This window comes from Thermoactinomyces mirandus (genome assembly GCF_013868055.1).
Classification (GTDB): Bacteria; Bacillota; Bacilli; order Thermoactinomycetales; family Thermoactinomycetaceae; genus Thermoactinomyces; species Thermoactinomyces mirandus.
This window is the reverse complement of the sequence record NZ_JACEOL010000001.1, coordinates 58,984-75,854: the sequence shown is the minus strand read 5'-3', so window position 1 is coordinate 75,854 and position 16,871 is coordinate 58,984. Positions and strand designations below refer to the sequence as shown.

The following is a 16,871-nucleotide window of genomic DNA, read 5'->3' as shown; positions in this document are numbered from 1 at the left end:
TTGATCAAGCGAGAATTTTTTTATAAATCCCAAAATACAGGGCCATCCGGCTTCAAGATACAGTCAATGAGGAGTGGAGTTATGCTGCAAATTGCGTTAGACATATTAGAAAAAGGCGGTGTATGGGGGCTTTTTGCAGCAACTGCCATCGAAGCTTCATCGATTCCTTTTCCCGGTGCGCTATTTGTTTTGATTTACGGCTATTTGATGGATGTGAGTCCCTGGCAACTTGTCATTATTGGTGTGATAAACAGTCTCATCTATGTAATGTTCAGCTTGATACCCTATTTTATCGGCAAACGTGTGGGGGATTTTTCACAAAAGAAACTGGATAAAAAGAAAGTGAAAAAGGCGCAGGCCTGGTTTCAGAAATATGGAGAATGGAGTATTCCGTTATCGCGCCCCACCGGTTTTGGAAACTATATTTCGTATATTTCGGGCATCAGTAACATTGCTTTATGGCGATTTGTCCTGTTGAGCTATCTGGGCGTGTTTCCATGGAATACTCTTCTTTTATTCATTGGCAATTCGGGAAGTATGGAAAGAGTGCAGCGTTTTTTGGAAGTCTCCCAGAAATTCGGCTATATTCTTGCAATTATGCTGGTGATGGTTGTCCTGGCCTGGTGGATCATTACAAAAAAAACGAAAGAACAGAATCAACATTCCTGAAAAATGGACATCCACTGATGATGTAGGCAAGTAAACAAGCTCCCTGACCCATATGCATTATCAAATGAAGCCAGAATCGATTTGATCTGGCTTCATTGTTTTTATACGGAGATCACGCCTGTTGTGAATGAAACGGGATTGATTTTGCCTGTGCCTTCTTCAGGGAATAGGAAACGACGGTAGATCCTGCGGTGGCCAATGCCGCAATTACATAAACCCATTGAACCGAAAAGTGGTCAGCAACCCAGCCCATCAGATAACAGGAAGAACCATAGGCTACCAGACATAATGCATATTGGGCGGAGAATACTTTTGGCATGGTGTCAAAACTGGTATGAAGCTGATACATGGTTTTTTTGGCAATTCCCTTGGCCTGATAGGGAAAGCCAAGCAAAAAAATGGCAATCAGCGAAACAATCGGAATTGTGACAAAACCGAAGATCAATTTCAGTAGAATTGCGACAAAGCTCATCAGAAACAATGTTGATATTAATTTCTTTTCTATATATTTGCTATAACGAATGACAAGAACCCCGGCAATCATGGTTCCCAGGAAATAACCACTGTTTAACAGCCCCCACCATGAATGCGGTTCATGTAAAACCTTGTCTACATAAGTAAGGGTGATGGCGCCAATCCATACAGAAGAAGCGGTATAATCGAGAAAATCGATCATCGCCACCCGTTTGAGCAATGAATGCGAAAACAGCAGATGCCACCCTTCTTTCATGATTTCCATGTGAGAGCGTTTCTCTGACGGTTTCCTTGTGTTGTTCGGATCATGAATCCAGAACAGGGAGACCGTTGAAATCATAAAGCAGATCGCTGTCAGGACAAGTACCGTTTGCGATCCCGTCAGATCGACCAATAATCCGCCGAATGCCCAGCCAATCAGCAAAACGGTCTGGTCAGAAGTGGATAGGAGGCCGTTGGCCTTGACAAGCTGTTCTTTTTTTACCAGCCGCGGAACAAGGGAATTTCGCGCCGGATTACTCCAGCCGTCGAAAAAGGCCAGCAAGATGATAAACAGCCAAACGATCCAGATTAAAAAGTGTTCTTCTTTCCATTGGAGAATGGAAAAAATAAACATAATCAGCAAAAGGGTCTGGCTGCCTTGCGAAGCGATCAGTAAAGGAAGAAGGCGATACCTTTCCGTTAATAAAGGAGAAAAAAAGTTGCTGATAAATTTGGCAACGATACGAATAACCGGAATTAAAGCAGAAATGGCTGCTGAATCAGTAATTCCGTAAATAAAGGTTACAATGGCAATCATATAAAAAGCGTCTGCCAGATTGGCCAAAGATTGCCCTAACCACAAAAATTTGAAAGAGTAAGAATACTTCATGGCTAATAACCCCATTGGAATATAAATTTTAAAAATGGATGTGCATAAATAAAATTATAACATTTATTAAAATTGAAATCATCCCGAAAAAATATGTTTTCTTGCTTAAGCTTACTTGATTGCGCTAAAAACTAGAAGTACAATCAAAATCAGGAAAGAACAAAATATTAGGGGGATCAATATGAGTTCTAAATATGTGATCGAACGAATCGGGGAGCCTTTGGAGAATAAAGGCTACAATGTTAAGGACAATGAAGTCGGTGAAGTGATCGCATGGTTTCAATATTTGTCCGATGCGGATTTGTTTGTAACGGTCTTGAATGAACAGGAGCAAGTCGATCAGGGATGAAACAGGATCACCTGAAGATCGGTTGAAAGAACCGATTTTTTTTATGTACAGTTTTTTGCAAACTGTTTTAAAGCTGTGATATATTATTTGCCGATAAGCCTGAAATGGACGGTGTAGCCCTTGCTGAAAATACTTATACCGGATCTGTTTGTTCAATCGATTTATGACATTGATTTCATCAAATTAAAGGAGCAGGGAATCAAGGCGGTTATTGTGGATCTGGATAACACCCTTGTGGAGACAACATGTTCCAACGCCACCCCTGAATTGGTGAAATGGCTGAATGCGGTGCAAAAACTGGGTTTCAAGGTCATGATCGTATCCAACAATACCAAAACGCGTGTATCCAGATTTGCTGCCCCCCTGAACATTCCCTATATTCATGCGGCCAAAAAGCCGCTGGCTTCAGCGTTTCGGCGTGCGTTAAAAAAGTTGGGTTGTACCAAAATGGAAACGGTTGTCATTGGTGACCAGTTGTTAACCGATGTGCTTGGCGGAAATCGGATGGGGCTTTATACCATACTGGTTGTTCCTGTTTCCGAAGTTGACGGGTTTTTTACAAGAGTTAACCGTAGAATGGAACGATTTGTTTTTCGGCTGCTGGAAAGAAGAGGATTGATTCCCTGGGATCAGGGTTGACAAGAGACAAAAAGGGCAAGGTGGTCAGTTTGACAGAGAAACGTTGTGAAGGATGCGGCGTTGCGCTGCAAACCGCAGATCCAGGTCAGGTGGGATATATTCCGGAAAAAGCACTAACACAGGATGTTTTTTTGTGCAGACGCTGTTACCGTATTCGCCATTATGGGGAAACGGGAAGCGTGGAGCAGGATCCTGATGCCTATTTGAAACGGTTGGACGAAATTGCGGAGAAAGATTGCCTGGTTGTTCTGGTTACAGATCTGTTCGATTTTGAAGGCAGCTGGATTCCGGGCCTGTCGCGCCGGATCGGCAATCGCCCGCTGTTGGTCGTGGCAAATAAGTTGGATTTGTTTCCCCCATCCGTCAAGGAAGGTCGGCTTAAAGAATGGGTATTCCAGTTAATGGACGAAATGGGTCTCCATCCGGCCGATGTGGTATTGTGCAGCGCCTGGAAGGGATTGAAAATAAACCGGGTGATGCAAACAATTGAGTCTTTGCGGAAAGGACGCGATGTCTATCTGATTGGTACAACCAATGTCGGCAAATCGACACTGATCAATCAATTGCTGAAAAAAGCCGGCAGAGCGAAAGAAGAGATGATTACAACTTCCCCGTATCCGGGAACCACTCTGGATGCGATCCGGATACCGCAGGGTGACGGGAAATACCTGATCGATACTCCCGGGATTGTACGGAACGACCGGATGAGTGAGTGGGTCTCTCCCAAAGAATTGAAAAAAGTTTTGCCTTCAAATACGATCAAACCCAGGGTTTATCAGTTAAATGAAAAGCAGACGCTATTTTTTGGCGGACTTTCCCGCTTTGATTTTGTCAGAGGAAAAAAACAGCCGTTTGTCTGTTATTTGTCAAACCGGCTGTATATACACAGGACCAAATTGGAACAGGCAGACGCGATTTGGGAAAAACACCGCGGGAAACTGCTGTCTCCGCCGGCAGATCTATCCACACTTCTGCCGCTTCAGAAACATGTCATTCATTTAAAGGGGACTGAAAAAGAGGATATTGTCATTTCCGGCCTGGGATGGATCGCGGCAGGCAGAGAGAAAGCCTGGATCGAAGTATGGGCGCCGGAAGGTATCGGTGTCAGCACCAGGCCGTCGATCATATAAAAAATGCAAAGAGGAGGAAACCGTGTGGATAGCAGAACGGGATTGTTTGCCCTGATCGGGGATCCGGTTGGACATTCCAAGTCTCCGGATATGATGAATGCGGCTTTGCGGGAAGTGCAGTTGCCAAATGTGTATCTGGCCTTTAAAGTGGCGCCTTCCGATTTGAAGGATGCGGTGGCCGGTTTCCGCGCTTTGGGGGTAAAAGGCTGGAATGTGACCATTCCTCACAAGGTGGCCATCATGGATTATCTGGATGCGGTTGATGAAACTGCTCAGGCAATCGGGGCCGTCAATACGGTTGTTTATGAACACGGGAAATGGGTAGGTTACAATACCGACGGACCTGGTTATTTGCGTTCCGTTGAGGAAGCATGGTCTCTCCCGTTTTTCGGGTTGAACGTGGTGATCATTGGAGCAGGCGGAGCTGCAAGGGCCGTCGGATATACGTTGGCAAAAGCGGGGGTTTCCCGGATTACGGTTTTGAACAGGACATTGGCAAAAGCCGAGGCTTTGGGCAGACATTTGTCTTCCCTGACCCGATCGGAAGCGTTGCCTTTAACCGAGGGGAAGAAAGTAATCGAAAAAGCAGATTTGATCATTAATACGACATCTGTAGGAATGTTTCCCGACCGTGATGAGACTCCGGTTCCGGTGGAATGGTTTCAAAGGGGGCAATATGTGAGTGATCTGATTTATCATCCCCGGGAGACCACTTTATTGAGAGGGGCAAAAGCCCGCGGGGCTCGTGTCCTGTCCGGTTTGGACATGCTGGTATACCAGGCTGTGATCGCCTTTGAAAAATGGACGGAGAAAGAGGCGCCAGTTTCCTTGATGAAACAGGTTTTGGCCGCTTCCCTGAAAGACACGTAGATAAAGGATGAGTCGTTATGAAAGTGGGAATTTTCGGTGGTACATTTGATCCGATCCACTACGGACATTTGTTACTGGCTGAACAGGCGCTGGATACAGCTTCATTAAACGAAATTTGGTTTATCCCCGCAGGAGAACCTCCTCACAAACCGGGAAAAACGATTGCGCTGGCGGAAGACCGGAAGAGGATGGTTGAGCTTGCGATCGCAGAACATCCCCGGTTCAAGTTATGCCAGATTGAGATGAAGCGCTCGGGGCCATCCTATACGGTTGATACCATTGAAGAGTTGAAGAACAAATACCCAAATATTGAATTTTCTCTGTTAGTTGGGGCGGACATGGTGAAAGATTTACCGAAATGGTATAAAATAAAGGAAATCCTTCAATATGTCCGGGTAATTGGCCTTGGACGTCCCGGAATTGATCAGGATCATTTGCCAGGTTGTGTCAAGGAACGATTGATGTGGATTCCTGATGCCATTGAAACAAATGTTTCATCGAGCGAGATCCGCAAGCGCCTCTTGTTGGGAAAAACCATTCGCTACCTTGTCCCCGATGCAGTATACAAGTATATAAAGGAGCAAGGATTGTATGGATCTTGAGTTTTTAAAGCAAGCTACAAAAAAAGAGTTGCCACGATCAAGATGGGAACATACTCTTCGGGTAGCCGAAACGGCAATCGGATTGGCAAAGCGTGAGGGAGTGGACCCCTGTAAAACGGAAATTGCTGCGATTTTGCATGACTACTGCAAAAGTTGGTCTGAACAGGACCTTGTTCATTGGATAAAACAGAAACATCTGCCGCAGGAATTTCTTGAATACAACAAGGAATTGTGGCATGCACCCGCGGGTGCGGCAGTGGCCTGTGAAAAATTTGGAATCAGGGATGAGATGATCTTAAATGCAATCCGGTACCATACTACAGGCCGTCCAGCCATGTCGAAGCTGGAAAAAATCATTTTTCTGGCTGACTATATTGAGCCAGGGCGCCGCTTCCCGGAGGTCGGGGAAGTGCGGCGAATTGCTGAAAAACATTTGGATTTGGCTGTACTGAAAGCATTGGACAATACGATCATCTTTCTGGTCAATCGGTCCCAAAAGATCTATCCGCTTACGCTTGATGCCCGCAATGATCTGCTTGATCGGGTTACTCAAAAGAATTCAAGGGAGGAGTCTATTTGAAAGTAGTGGAAATCGCCCAGTTAGCAGCTAACGCTGCCGAGGAGAAAAAGGCCCAGGATATTGTGATTCTGGATATTCGTGGATTATCCATCTTTGCGGATTTTTTTGTGATCTGCCATGGTAATTCACAGACCCAGGTCCAGGCAATTGCCACAGCAATCAAGGAAAAAGTAACAGAATCTGACATTCCTCTGAAAGGAATTGAAGGATACCAGGATGCCCGTTGGGTTCTTATCGACCTCGGTGACGTGGTTGTCCATGTTTTCCACAAAGACGAACGCAAATTTTACGGCTTGGAGCGCTTGTGGGGTGACGCCAGGCAAATAAATGTCCAGTAACCGTTTCATTGATTCGGTATAGAGTGAATGGCCATTTAACGCAGGCATCCCATTTTAAAATAAATAAAAAAATGTTGACATTTGTCTGTTCAATTTCATATAATGTTAAACAGCAACTTTTCACGAACAAAAGTCATGATGGGGAATAGTAATTTGCTCACTTTCGGCACAGAGAGTTGACGGAAGGTGCGAGTCAACCCGGAACGCAAATGAACTCGCCTCATCGCTCCAAAAGGGAACACAAGGTAAGTACTTTTTGGCGGTTTATCCCCGTTACCGGATCTTCAAGTGAGTGTTCGGAAAGAACACTAATTAGGGTGGTACCGCGGGAATTCGGAAACAACCTCTCGTCCCTAGCCGTTGATGCTGGGGGTGGGAGGTTTTTTTAATGTTTCCGGTTGTTTTAACCTAGATTTATGGAGGAGAAAGACATGAAACCGTACTCTCCGAATGAAGTGGAGGCCAAATGGCAAACTTACTGGAGGAATACAAAACTTTATCAAACGGCAGAAAATGAGGGAAGACCAAAATATTATACATTGGAACAATTCCCCTACCCGTCGGGTGAAGGATTGCACATGGGTCATGTGCGTGTCTATTCAATTGGTGACGTAGTAGCGCGGTTCCGCCGCATGAACGGGTATAACGTATTGCATCCGATGGGGGCTGATGCGTTCGGACTGCCTGCTGAGAATGCCGCCATTCAGCGTGGCGTAAATCCGCGCGAATTGACTCTGAAAAACATGGAGCGGATTCGCAAGGAACAGGAGGTACTTGGCATTTCCTATGACTGGGACAGATATGTAGGCACCTGTTTGCCGGATTATTACAAATTCAACCAATGGCTTTTCCTGCTTTTTTATGAGCGAGGACTTGCTTACCGCAAAAAAGCTTCAGTCAACTGGTGTCCCTCCTGCAACACGGTACTGGCCAATGAGCAAGTGGAAGAGGGGAAATGTTGGCGCTGTGATTCGGAAGTAACCAGGAAAGAACTGGAACAGTGGTTTTTCCGCATCACAGATTATGCTGACCGTTTGCTTGAAGGACTGGATCGCTTGTCGAAATGGCCGGAGCGGGTCAAAACCATGCAGCGCAACTGGATCGGACGCAGTGAAGGAGCACAGGTGGTTTTCACGGTGCCGGAATTGCAGGATGAAAAGATTACCGTATTTACCACCCGTCCTGATACGTTATACGGCGTGAGCTACCTGGTGGTGGCTCCGGAACACCCGCTGGTTCCCCGGTTGATTCAGGGGAAAGAAAATGAAGCGGCAGTTCTTGATTTTGTCAAGCAAATGCGGAAACAGTCTGAAATTGAGCGAACTTCAACCGATGCCGAAAAAGTGGGGTATCCGACAGGGGCGTACGCCAGGCATCCATTGACCGGGAAACTGATCCCGATCTGGTTAGCCAACTATGTGTTGATGGATTATGGAACGGGAGCTGTTATGGGAGTTCCCGCCCATGATGAACGGGATTTTCAATTTGCCGCAAAATACGATTTGCCCGTCAGGGCAGTGATCCGTCCTCTTGACGCGGAATTGAGCCAACCCTTGACCGAAGCCTATACCGGGGAAGGTGTGCTTTTCTCGTCCGGCCGGTTTGATGGAATGAACAACCGGAAAGCGATTCGGGAAATCGCCAAGTACCTTGATGAGCAAGGTTTGGGCAAATGGACGGTCAATTACCGTTTGCGGGATTGGCTCATTTCCCGGCAACGTTATTGGGGAACCCCGATTCCGATTGTTTATTGTGATGAATGCGGAACCGTTCCGGTGCCGAAGGAAGATTTGCCGGTTGTTCTGCCTGATGATGTGGTTTTTGACGGCAAAAGCAATCCGCTGGCTACTTCGGACAGCTTTGTCCATACAACGTGCCCCAAATGCGGCAAAGCGGCACGGCGCGAAACGGATACCATGGATACCTTTGTCGATTCTTCATGGTATTTCCTGCGTTATACCGATCCGCAAAATGATGGACTGCCTTTTGCAACAGAAAAGGCAGACCGTTGGATGAATGTGGATGAATACATTGGCGGCATTGAGCATGCGGTTTTGCATCTGCTCTATTCCCGCTTCTTTACAAAAGTGCTTTATGACGCAGGGATGCTTTCGGTGGATGAGCCGTTCAAAAGCCTGCTGACTCAGGGAATGGTGCTCAAAGATGGTTTTAAAATGTCCAAATCCAAAGGAAATGTTGTCAGCCCTCTGGAAATAATCGAAAAGTACGGGGCAGATACGGCCCGTCTCTTTATCCTGTTTGCTGCTCCGCCTGATCGCGATCTTGACTGGAGTGACGCTGGCGTTGAGGGAAGCCACCGCTTCCTGAACCGGGTCTGGCGCCTGATTGTTCAAAATGAGGAACTGTTCAAGCAGAGCATGGAGTATCCTTCCAAGGTGGAGGGAGAGGCCAGGGAACTTCGCCGCCTCTTGCATCAGACGATCAAAAAGGTTACCAACGAAATTGGGGAGCGAAACCATTTCAACACGGCAGTCAGTGGGATCATGGAATTGGTCAATGGTTTGTACCAGTACGACAAAAATGCTGACCGGGCCATTTACAGGGAAGCTCTCGAAACCCTGGTTGTCCTGTTGGCCCCGTTTGTTCCCCATATCACGGAAGAACTGTGGCAATTGATGGGGAAAGAAGGCAGCGTCCATCTGGTCAAATGGCCAACCTATGATGAATCCGCCCTGGTTTTGGATGAAGTGGAAATAGCTGTCCAGGTAAACGGAAAAATTCGTGAGCGACTGATTGTATCCACACAGGCCTCCCGTGAGGAGATTGAAAAACAGGCACTCCGCAATGAACGCGTTCAGGCCTGGATTGATGGGAAAACGATTCGCAAAGTAATTGTTGTGCCAAAAAAACTGGTGAATATCGTGGTAAAATAATGGCAAAAGCCCGCTTAAAAAAGACTGGTGCAATAGCATAACATCTTTTGCAAAAGTGCCTTCGGGCACTTTTTTTTTACACTGAATTGGGTGAAGACTATGTCAAAAGACCAAAACATCAGGAGAAGCTCTATCCACAATGAACTGTATAACCCGATCCCAGAAAACCATTTTCTGAAAAAATCAGCGAAGCCATTGATTTCAGCTTTATCCACGAGTTAGTCAAAGAATCCTGTGATGTGTATTATGGACGACCCGCTAATGATCCCGAAGTGCTGTTTCGACTTCTTTTTCCGCAAAATCTGTACCAGTTATCAGGTCGACAAGTAATCACAGACTGTCAAGTAAACCTGACATATAAATGGTTTTTGAAACTCAATCCTGAAGATCCTCTTCATGATCCTTCTCCAAACTCTCTCGATTTCGGCGAAACCGACTCGGGGAAGCTGGCGTTGAACGAGTGCTTGCTCATATCGTGCAACAATGCGTAAAACAGGGTCTTATTCGATCTAACAGTGTCATTGTTGATTCAACGCATACGATGGCAAATGCTTCTGGACAAAACCTGAAGGAGTCCTCATTACAGCCGCTGCACGTCCAAGACGTGCAGTCAGGAAATATCAACCAAAATTAATTGAGAAACCAAATAAACTCCCTGGTCAAAGAGTCCCGGAAGAAGAGATGGTTTTCTTGGTGCTTCTTGCTGAACAGGTAAAACAAGAAGCAAAAAAAATTCATTCACCGCATTCTATTTTGATGTTACAAAATGTCAAGAATGCCCTTTGCGGAATGGTTGTTACCATGGTACGAAGTTAAGTCCATATCATTGTGTAAAAATGGTTCTCAAAAAATAAGTGAGCCATGATGAAATTCCTCAGTTGGAATGGATGTGGAAAGAACTGCCAAACGAGGAGGCTTCACAATGGCTCAGTATCAGATTACCGTAGATTCGGAGATTTTTCATCAATTATTTTTGAAAGATTCAAAAGATGATGGAGTGGCAAAATTCTTGGAATCGGTTCTGAAACAGATTCTAAAGGCACAGGTAACGGAACAACTGTTATCCGATCGCTATGAACGCACGAAGGAACGCCAGGGTTATCCTCACCAGTTGACGACCCGTGCAGGAACAATCAAGCTTCGCGATCCACGGATTCGGGATGGAAAGTTTTCGAAGATCTGTTTGCCCGTTACCAGCGGAGCGAACAGGCTTTGGTGTTGGCATTGATGGAGAGGGTGGGCAATGGTGTCTCCACTCGAAAGGTAGCTCAAGTGACGGTAGAGATTTGTGGAACGGAGTTCTCCAAGTCGACGGTTTCGGATCTGTGCAAAACAGCCGGCCCGATCGTGACGGCCTGGAACGCTCGTCCCTTGCAGGACGAGCGCTATCCCTTCCCATTGTGGATGCCATGGTGCGAGAAGTCCGTGAGGAGGGGCGTGTGCGCGCTCGAGGCGCTCTCATGGAGATTGGCATTAGGATACCGGGAAGTCCTTGGCTTGATATTGGGGGATAGTGAGTCCGAGGCGAGTTGGAGTGAGTTTTTCAGCTGGTTGAAAAGCCGTGGACTTTGTAGGATGGACTTGGTGGTTTCAACCACCATGCCGGCTTGATCCGAACGATTCGCCAGCATTTTCAAGGCGTAACCTGGCAACAATGCCAGACGCATTTTTTGAGGAACTTGCCGGATGCTACGCCAAAAGCCCTGCGTGCTGAATTGCATGTCTGTATACGGGAATGCCTTTGCTTTTTGGGCCGATTCTTTTGGAAGCAAGTCAAGGGATTTTTACGGGAAGGGAAAAAGTTTACCAGGTTCGGATTTGCCAGCAGATTCTGTTTTGTTGACAGGGGTGTCAGTATATGATATTTTATTGACAGGATTGTCAGTAAAAAAGGAGAAGTTCAGGATGCCTGCAAAACTTTATGATAAAGACCAGATCCTGGAGATATGCCAGCATGTTTTTGCACTCCATGGTTATGAAAAAACTTCAACCGTCATGTTGGCAAAGGCCGCAGGGGTTTCCCGAGCGCTGTTGTTTCATCATTTCAGGAACAAGAAGGAATTGTATCTGGAGATAGTGGACCGAAGCCTGGCGAAAGGGAGGCAGGAATTGGAGACAGCAAATCTTTCCGGTTATCAGGACTTTTTTGAGGCCAGGGAGAAATTTAGCCGGCTGAAATTCAATTTTTTTCAAACCAACCCCGATGCTTACCGGATTTTAAAAGAAGCGCTGGTTGAGACGCCTGAAGCTATAATCAAAGAAGTAAAGGAGAGATACGGCAAACTGCAAACGGGCTTGAACAAGTTGTGGAAAGACCTGTTTAATAAAGTTTCCCTTAAAAGCGGGGTGGACCGCGGACAGGCTTTTCGGCTTGTTATGCTGGTACTGGATGATTTTGACCGTAAATATATTTCTGAGGCGACAGAAAATGATGTGTTGAACAGGTCGTATTTTCAACGTTTTCTCAAAGAGCGAAATTCCTTTCTTGCCATGGTACGGTATGGTATCCAAAGTCAAGGGGAGAATTGACATGAAACAGACAGTGATAACTTTTAAAGAGTTCAGGCCGGAGTTCCGGGATTTGGCCGGCGGCAAGGGAAGTATGCTGGCAAGAATGGTTCAGGAAGGATATCCTGTTCCGGATGGTTTTATTATCTTTCCCGCAGCCTTTCAAAACGAAAGACTGACTGAAGCCGCAGTGGAAGAAATTAGGGCTTGTTTAACCAAAATGAGAAAGCGTGAGGTTAGTTCCCGGTTTGCGGTAAGATCTTCTGCCTTAAGCGAGGATTCGGCCCGGGCATCCTACGCCGGAGAATTTGAAACGGTCCTTGGTGTAAAGACGGATGAAGAAATTCTGGATGCCGTTCATACCGTTTTTCAAAAACGGGTAAAAGCATACAGTCTGGCGCAGGGAATGGATGAATCCTATCAGCTTTCCGTGGTTGTCCAATTGATGGTACAACCCGAAATTTCAGGTGTGCTGTTTACGGCAGATCCAATTACGGGAAGCCGCCAGAACATGGCCGGCAATTATGTACATGGCCTGGGCGAACAACTGGTGTCAGGCGAAGCCAATCCGTATGAATTTATATTAATCAGGCCGAGCGGATCATATCGGGGACCGGCTGAGTTTAAAAAGTATTCCCGGAAACTGTACCGGTATGCGGCAAGCCTTGAAAGAAAGCAGGGGCTTCCCCTGGATCTCGAATGGGCTGTTGCAGATAAAAAATTGGTTTTGCTTCAGGCCAGGCCCATCACCACATTGTTCCCGGGAACCTGGACAAGTATGAGATCAATGACTCACTGACAGGAGACGAATTGTGGGTAAATACCAATATTGAAGAAGCCGTTCCAGACGTGATTACCCCTTTTACCTGGAGCCTGATCAGAATGCTTGACCAGGAAACAACGTTTGACAGGGGCTATTATATTTGGTCGGGCAATATATGCGGGAGAATCTACACCAATTTAAGCCGGAAGGTTTCTGCCTATGCACTGTTTGGTATCAGTATCGGGTCTGCCCTGAAATTGTCGGGCACTTTTTTCGGACAGGTCCCGGAAAAAACAAGTTTTCCCGTCTATCCCTTTAACAGGTCAAGGCCGAAGGAATGGGCGGATTCTTACTAGGCCGGAAGATGGAGACCAGCTCCAGCCGGGGGAAATCCTGGTGACATCCACAACCAACATTGGCTGGACGCCGCTTTTTCCCAAAGCTGCCGCAATTGTGACGGATGTAGGGGCTCCCTTGTCCCACGCTGCTATTGTGGCAAGAGAACTTGGCATTCCGGTTGTAGTCGGATGCGGGGATGCCACAGCAAAGCTTGTGACAGGCGATCGGATTGTGGTAGATGGAGGACAGGGAACGGTCAGAATCCTGGAAAAAATCCGTGAATCAGAAGACCAGACGGAGTCCTGAACATTGTCTTTTTTTCAATGAATTAAAGAGGATTTTTGACAGGTTTATGGAATTGTTTGTTAAATCATGGCTATTTTTGTCAATCGTGAGAGGGTGGAAGTATGGTCCAGTGGGAATGGGATTTGACATCGCTTGAAAAGAAGCTGGTCCTTGTGTCGGCGGGATTGGGACTGGCTCTGGTTATCTGCCTGTATTTCCTGTGGCGGCAGGGAGAACCGGCGCAAGCTTCCGAAACGCCACTAACTCCTTATCAACCTGTGGTTACTGAACGGAAGCCGGAGCAATCCTCTTCGTTCGGGGAGGAAAAATGGGTGGTTGTCGATGTGAAAGGGGCTGTTAGAAAACCGGGAATATATCGGCTTGACAGGAATTCACGTGTTCATGACGCCATTGGGATGGCCGGGGGAACTTTGCCGCAAGCGGATCTGATGAGAGTGAACTTGGCTGAGCGCCTGTCAGACGGAAAAGTGGTGTATGTTGCCAAAAAGGGGGAGGAGGTGAACGGGAGTGCCTGGACAGGACAGTCGATTCCCGCGGATGGCAGTGAAAAGACAGGCAAGATCAACATTAATACAGCGACAGCGGAAGAGTTGGAGCAGCTTGATGGAATAGGGCCCAAAAAGGCGCAGGCCATTATGCGCTACCGTGAAGAAAATGGCCCTTTTTCAAGTGTGGACGAAATTGCAAAGGTTCCGGGAATTGGGGAAAAAATGCTGGATCAGTTTAGAGACCAGATCATCCTGTCATAACAGAAAAGCGGGATCTGGTGGAACATCAGATTCCGCTTGATAGAAGCATGATTATCTGCTCATCACTTTGCGCACTTTTTCCAGGGCCATATCCAGTTCTTCCCTGGTAATGATCAGAGGAGGTGCAAAGCGAATCGTGTTTTCGTGCGTTTCCTTGCACAGCAGTCCTTCCTTCATCAGGGCTTCGCAATACGGGCGTGCCGGTTCATAAAGTTCCATGCCAATAAACAGGCCTTTTCCGCGCACTTTTTTAATGGCCGGGTGATTGATTTTGCGGAGTTCCTTGATAAAATATTCGCCAAGCTCCCGTGACCGTTTTGGCAGTTCCTCTTCCATCAAAACATCCATTGCTGCAATAGCCACAGCACAGGCAAGCGGATTTCCCCCGAAGGTGGAACCGTGAGAGCCAGGTTCAAATACACCAAGGATTTCCCGGTCAGCAGCAACGGCGGAGATGGGTATGACTCCTCCGCCCAGGGCTTTTCCCATAATATACATATCCGGCTTTACATTTTCCCAATCGCATGCAAAAAGCTGCCCTGTCCGGCCAAAACCGGTCTGGATTTCATCGGCAACAAACAAAACATCGTTCTTCCTGCAAATTTCAAAGGCTTCTTTCAGATACCCCTCCGGCGGAACAATAACACCTGCTTCTCCCTGAACCGGTTCGAGAAGGAAAGCTGCGGTGTTCGGTGTGATCGCATTTGTAAGCGCTTCGATATTGCCGTAAGGAATAACTTTGAAACCCGGAGTCAGCGGGCCAAAGCCGCGCTTGTATTCATCATTCGACGACAGGGAAACAGCTGTAATGGTTCGTCCGTGAAAATTTTCTGTGCAAACTATAATTTCAGCATGATTGTCAGGAACTTTTTTAACATCGTAGGCCCAGCGCCGTACCGCTTTGAGAGCAGTTTCAACAGCTTCGGCACCGGTATTCATGGGTAATACCATTTCTTTTCCAGTCAATTTTGACACTTTTTCATAAAAAATGCCCAGTTGATCGTTATGAAATGCGCGGGAAGTAAGTGTAACCTTGTCGGCTTGTTCTTTTAATGCCTGGATGAGACGTGGATGGCGATGTCCGTGGTTCAGCGCAGAGTAAGCGCTTAACATGTCCATGTACCGGTTTCCATCGGCATCTTCGACCCAGATTCCCTCCGCTTTCGAAATGACAATGGGCAACGGGTAATAGTTGTTGGCTCCGTATTTGGCTGTTAGGTCAATGATCGCTTGATTTTTTGACACCGGCATTACCCCCTGTATAATTAAGTTTCCGACTGTTCAAATCCATTGTAATGGATAAGATTGCGCAAAATCAATGAAGTGTCATTTCTTTCAATATTGATATAAAACTTGACTTTTTCGGGAGAACAAATATAATTGTTTTAAAATTATGTTAACAGAATATGTTTATGAAATTTCTCTTATCCAGAGCGGCGGAGGGACTGGCCCGATGAAGCCCGGCAACCTCGGTGGCAATTCACCGGAAGGTGCTAATTCCTGCAGAAAGCCTTGTGTTTCTGAGAGATAAGGGAAGAAGCTGACTTGACCGGGATAAAAAGCCTCTTCTCTTATTGCAGAAGGGGCTTTTTACATTGATCAACATCAGGAGGGGAACATCCATGAGATTGGAAACAAGACTGGCTCAAATCGGCACGAAAAAGGAAACAGGAACTGGCGCTGTCAGTTTTCCGGTATATTTTTCAACTGCTTATGAACATAGATCCGGGGGAAGCACCGGCTATGACTATGCGAGAACGGCAAACCCGACGCGCGATGTACTTGAAGAAAGCATTGCCCGTCTGGAAGGCGGTGACGAGGGGTTTGCGTGCAGTTCCGGCATGGCAGCCATTCATACGGTAATGGGTCTGTTTAAAAAGGGGGATCATTTTATTGTTTCAATTGACTTGTATGGCGGAACCTACCGCCTGTTTCAGAAAGTATTGTCCCATTACGGTTTATCCTTTACTTTTGTCGACTTACGCAATCCTGAGGAAGTGGAAAAGGCGCTTCAGCCAAATACCCGGGGGATTTTCATCGAATCCCCGACCAATCCGCTCATGCGGGTCATCGATTTGAAAGCGATCTGCCAATGGGCAAAGAAACAGGGGCTGTGCGTCATTGCAGACAATACGTTCATGACTCCATATTTCCAGCAGCCTCTCTTACTGGGGGCCGATATTGTTGTCCATAGTGCTACCAAATATCTGGGAGGGCACAATGATGTACTGGCAGGTCTTATTGTGGCAAAAGAAAAGGAATTGGCGGAACGAATCCGGTTTGTCCAGAATTCAATCGGGGCAACATTGGGACCGCTTGATTCCTGGTTGTTGATGAGAGGAATGAAAACGTTGGCGCTTCGCATGCAGAAACATCAGCAAAATGCACAGCTTCTGGCAGATTTTCTGGCAAGACACCGGCTGGTGGATAAGGTGTTCTATCCGTCTCTTGACCCGGCCGGGAAAAAAATCCTGGACGAACAGGCCAGGGGATATGGTGGCATGATTTCATTCCGGGTGAAGGATGCCGGCCAGGTGCCGCATTTCCTGAAAAATTTGAAAGTGATTGCATTTACGGAGAGTCTTGGGGGTGTGGAGAGTTTGCTGACATATCCCGCAACGCAGACTCATGCCGATGTTCCTGCGGCAATCCGGGAAAAAACGGGGGTTTGTGACCGTTTGTTGCGATTGTCCGCAGGGATTGAACATATTGATGATTTGGTTTCCGATCTTGATCAGGCGTTGGAGCAGGCAGCCATCCAAACTGGCTGGAAATAAAAGGAGGAACAAA

The 16,871-nt window shown here is 46.7% G+C and carries 18 protein-coding genes, 2 pseudogenes, 1 riboswitch and 1 other annotated feature; of the genes and pseudogenes, 18 read left to right on the top strand and 2 right to left on the bottom strand.

All coding sequences use genetic code 11. The annotated features are described in order from the left end of the window. Positions 1 to 81: 81 nt before the first annotated feature. Entirely contained in the window at positions 82 to 669 is a 588-nt protein-coding gene (locus H2C83_RS00370) for a DedA family protein (RefSeq protein WP_181736642.1), read from the top strand. Positions 670 to 781: 112 nt separating this feature from the next. On the opposite strand, the gene H2C83_RS00365 is transcribed toward H2C83_RS00370, so the two are convergent. After that, positions 782 to 2,014, bottom strand: a complete 1,233-nt coding sequence (locus H2C83_RS00365; protein WP_181736640.1) for an MFS transporter — start codon at positions 2,012 to 2,014, stop codon at positions 782 to 784. A gap of 181 nt (positions 2,015 to 2,195) precedes the next feature. On the opposite strand from H2C83_RS00365, the gene H2C83_RS00360 reads away from it, so the two are divergent. From H2C83_RS00360 to H2C83_RS00300, 16 genes and pseudogenes are all read left to right on the top strand, one after another. Beyond that, the gene (locus tag H2C83_RS00360; RefSeq protein WP_181736638.1) at positions 2,196 to 2,363 is read left to right on the top strand and encodes a hypothetical protein; all 168 of its coding nucleotides are present in this window, start codon (positions 2,196 to 2,198) and stop codon (positions 2,361 to 2,363) included. A 120-nt stretch (positions 2,364 to 2,483) separates the two neighbouring features. Next, a complete protein-coding gene (locus H2C83_RS00355; RefSeq protein ID WP_181736635.1) occupies positions 2,484 to 3,002 on the top strand; it encodes a YqeG family HAD IIIA-type phosphatase in 519 nt (172 codons plus the stop codon). Then, positions 2,999 to 4,132 (top strand): ribosome biogenesis GTPase YqeH, encoded by a 1,134-nt coding sequence (gene yqeH / locus H2C83_RS00350; protein ID WP_246333656.1) that lies wholly within the window; start codon positions 2,999 to 3,001, stop codon positions 4,130 to 4,132. Before H2C83_RS00355 ends, yqeH begins: the two co-directional genes overlap by 4 nt. 24 nt (positions 4,133 to 4,156) lie before the next feature. Further along, complete coding sequence (aroE, locus tag H2C83_RS00345; RefSeq protein ID WP_312853814.1) at positions 4,157 to 5,002, top strand: shikimate dehydrogenase; 846 nt, start codon at positions 4,157 to 4,159, stop codon at positions 5,000 to 5,002. 17 nt (positions 5,003 to 5,019) lie between these two features. Then, positions 5,020 to 5,604, top strand: a complete 585-nt coding sequence (locus H2C83_RS00340) for a nicotinate-nucleotide adenylyltransferase (protein ID WP_181736631.1) — start codon at positions 5,020 to 5,022, stop codon at positions 5,602 to 5,604. Beyond that, complete coding sequence (yqeK, locus tag H2C83_RS00335) at positions 5,594 to 6,184, top strand: bis(5'-nucleosyl)-tetraphosphatase (symmetrical) YqeK (RefSeq protein ID WP_181736629.1); 591 nt, start codon at positions 5,594 to 5,596, stop codon at positions 6,182 to 6,184. The genes H2C83_RS00340 and yqeK overlap by 11 nt, the downstream gene beginning before the upstream one ends. After that, positions 6,181 to 6,522, top strand: a complete 342-nt coding sequence (rsfS, locus tag H2C83_RS00330) for a ribosome silencing factor (RefSeq protein WP_181736627.1) — start codon at positions 6,181 to 6,183, stop codon at positions 6,520 to 6,522. The genes yqeK and rsfS overlap by 4 nt, the downstream gene beginning before the upstream one ends. Before the next feature lie 126 nt (positions 6,523 to 6,648). Continuing rightward, positions 6,649 to 6,880: a binding site (T-box leader), on the top strand. A gap of 73 nt (positions 6,881 to 6,953) precedes the next feature. After that, positions 6,954 to 9,416, top strand: coding sequence for a leucine--tRNA ligase (leuS, locus tag H2C83_RS00325; RefSeq protein ID WP_181736625.1), 2,463 nt, complete (start codon positions 6,954 to 6,956; stop codon positions 9,414 to 9,416). Between the two features lie 176 nt (positions 9,417 to 9,592). Continuing rightward, positions 9,593 to 9,907 (top strand): annotated as a pseudogene (locus tag H2C83_RS18410) (transposase); the annotation flags it as partial. A 392-nt stretch (positions 9,908 to 10,299) separates the two neighbouring features. Further along, positions 10,300 to 11,027: pseudogene (locus tag H2C83_RS00315) on the top strand (transposase). After that, positions 11,024 to 11,278: a transposase gene (locus H2C83_RS18405; protein WP_376766321.1), complete on the top strand. Its 255-nt coding sequence runs from the start codon at positions 11,024 to 11,026 to the stop codon at positions 11,276 to 11,278. The pseudogene H2C83_RS00315 and the gene H2C83_RS18405 overlap by 4 nt, the downstream one beginning before the upstream one ends. A gap of 43 nt (positions 11,279 to 11,321) precedes the next feature. Beyond that, the gene (locus H2C83_RS00310; RefSeq protein WP_181736620.1) at positions 11,322 to 11,945 is read left to right on the top strand and encodes a TetR/AcrR family transcriptional regulator; all 624 of its coding nucleotides are present in this window, start codon (positions 11,322 to 11,324) and stop codon (positions 11,943 to 11,945) included. A 1-nt stretch (position 11,946) separates the two neighbouring features. After that, a complete protein-coding gene (locus H2C83_RS17540; RefSeq protein WP_246333655.1) occupies positions 11,947 to 12,723 on the top strand; it encodes a PEP/pyruvate-binding domain-containing protein in 777 nt (258 codons plus the stop codon). An 11-nt stretch (positions 12,724 to 12,734) separates the two neighbouring features. Beyond that, positions 12,735 to 13,043 carry a hypothetical protein gene (locus tag H2C83_RS17535; RefSeq protein ID WP_246333654.1) on the top strand — a complete coding sequence of 103 codons (309 nt, stop codon included), beginning with the start codon at positions 12,735 to 12,737 and terminating at the stop codon, positions 13,041 to 13,043. Then, a complete protein-coding gene (locus tag H2C83_RS17530) occupies positions 12,997 to 13,332 on the top strand; it encodes a PEP-utilizing enzyme (RefSeq protein WP_312853817.1) in 336 nt (111 codons plus the stop codon). Before H2C83_RS17535 ends, H2C83_RS17530 begins: the two co-directional genes overlap by 47 nt. A 101-nt stretch (positions 13,333 to 13,433) precedes the next feature. Beyond that, positions 13,434 to 14,081: a helix-hairpin-helix domain-containing protein gene (locus tag H2C83_RS00300; RefSeq protein WP_181736619.1), complete on the top strand. Its 648-nt coding sequence runs from the start codon at positions 13,434 to 13,436 to the stop codon at positions 14,079 to 14,081. A 51-nt stretch (positions 14,082 to 14,132) separates the two neighbouring features. Here the strand turns inward: H2C83_RS00300 and H2C83_RS00295 are convergent, their stop codons facing one another. Further along, a complete protein-coding gene (locus tag H2C83_RS00295; protein ID WP_181736616.1) occupies positions 14,133 to 15,326 on the bottom strand; it encodes an ornithine--oxo-acid transaminase in 1,194 nt (397 codons plus the stop codon). A 176-nt stretch (positions 15,327 to 15,502) separates the two neighbouring features. Further along, positions 15,503 to 15,615, top strand: a riboswitch (SAM riboswitch). Between the two features lie 88 nt (positions 15,616 to 15,703). Here H2C83_RS00295 and H2C83_RS00290 point away from each other — a divergent pair. After that, entirely contained in the window at positions 15,704 to 16,858 is a 1,155-nt protein-coding gene (locus H2C83_RS00290; RefSeq protein WP_181736615.1) for an aminotransferase class I/II-fold pyridoxal phosphate-dependent enzyme, read from the top strand. Positions 16,859 to 16,871: the final 13 nt, after the last annotated feature.

Bases quoted from the DNA above. Each gene is read 5' to 3' on its own strand.
- H2C83_RS00310 (WP_181736620.1), top strand. From the start codon at position 11,322: ATGCCTGCAAAACTTTATGATAAAGACCAGATCCTGGAGATATGCCAG.
- H2C83_RS00290 (WP_181736615.1), top strand. From the start codon at position 15,704: ATGAGATTGGAAACAAGACTGGCTCAAATCGGCACGAAAAAGGAAACA.
- H2C83_RS00300 (WP_181736619.1), top strand. From the start codon at position 13,434: ATGGTCCAGTGGGAATGGGATTTGACATCGCTTGAAAAGAAGCTGGTC.
- H2C83_RS17540 (WP_246333655.1), top strand. From the start codon at position 11,947: ATGAAACAGACAGTGATAACTTTTAAAGAGTTCAGGCCGGAGTTCCGG.
- H2C83_RS00360 (WP_181736638.1), top strand. From the start codon at position 2,196: ATGAGTTCTAAATATGTGATCGAACGAATCGGGGAGCCTTTGGAGAAT.
- H2C83_RS00365 (WP_181736640.1), bottom strand. From the start codon at position 2,014: ATGAAGTATTCTTACTCTTTCAAATTTTTGTGGTTAGGGCAATCTTTG.
- yqeK (WP_181736629.1), top strand. From the start codon at position 5,594: ATGGATCTTGAGTTTTTAAAGCAAGCTACAAAAAAAGAGTTGCCACGA.
- leuS (WP_181736625.1), top strand. From the start codon at position 6,954: ATGAAACCGTACTCTCCGAATGAAGTGGAGGCCAAATGGCAAACTTAC.
- H2C83_RS00340 (WP_181736631.1), top strand. From the start codon at position 5,020: ATGAAAGTGGGAATTTTCGGTGGTACATTTGATCCGATCCACTACGGA.
- H2C83_RS00370 (WP_181736642.1), top strand. From the start codon at position 82: ATGCTGCAAATTGCGTTAGACATATTAGAAAAAGGCGGTGTATGGGGG.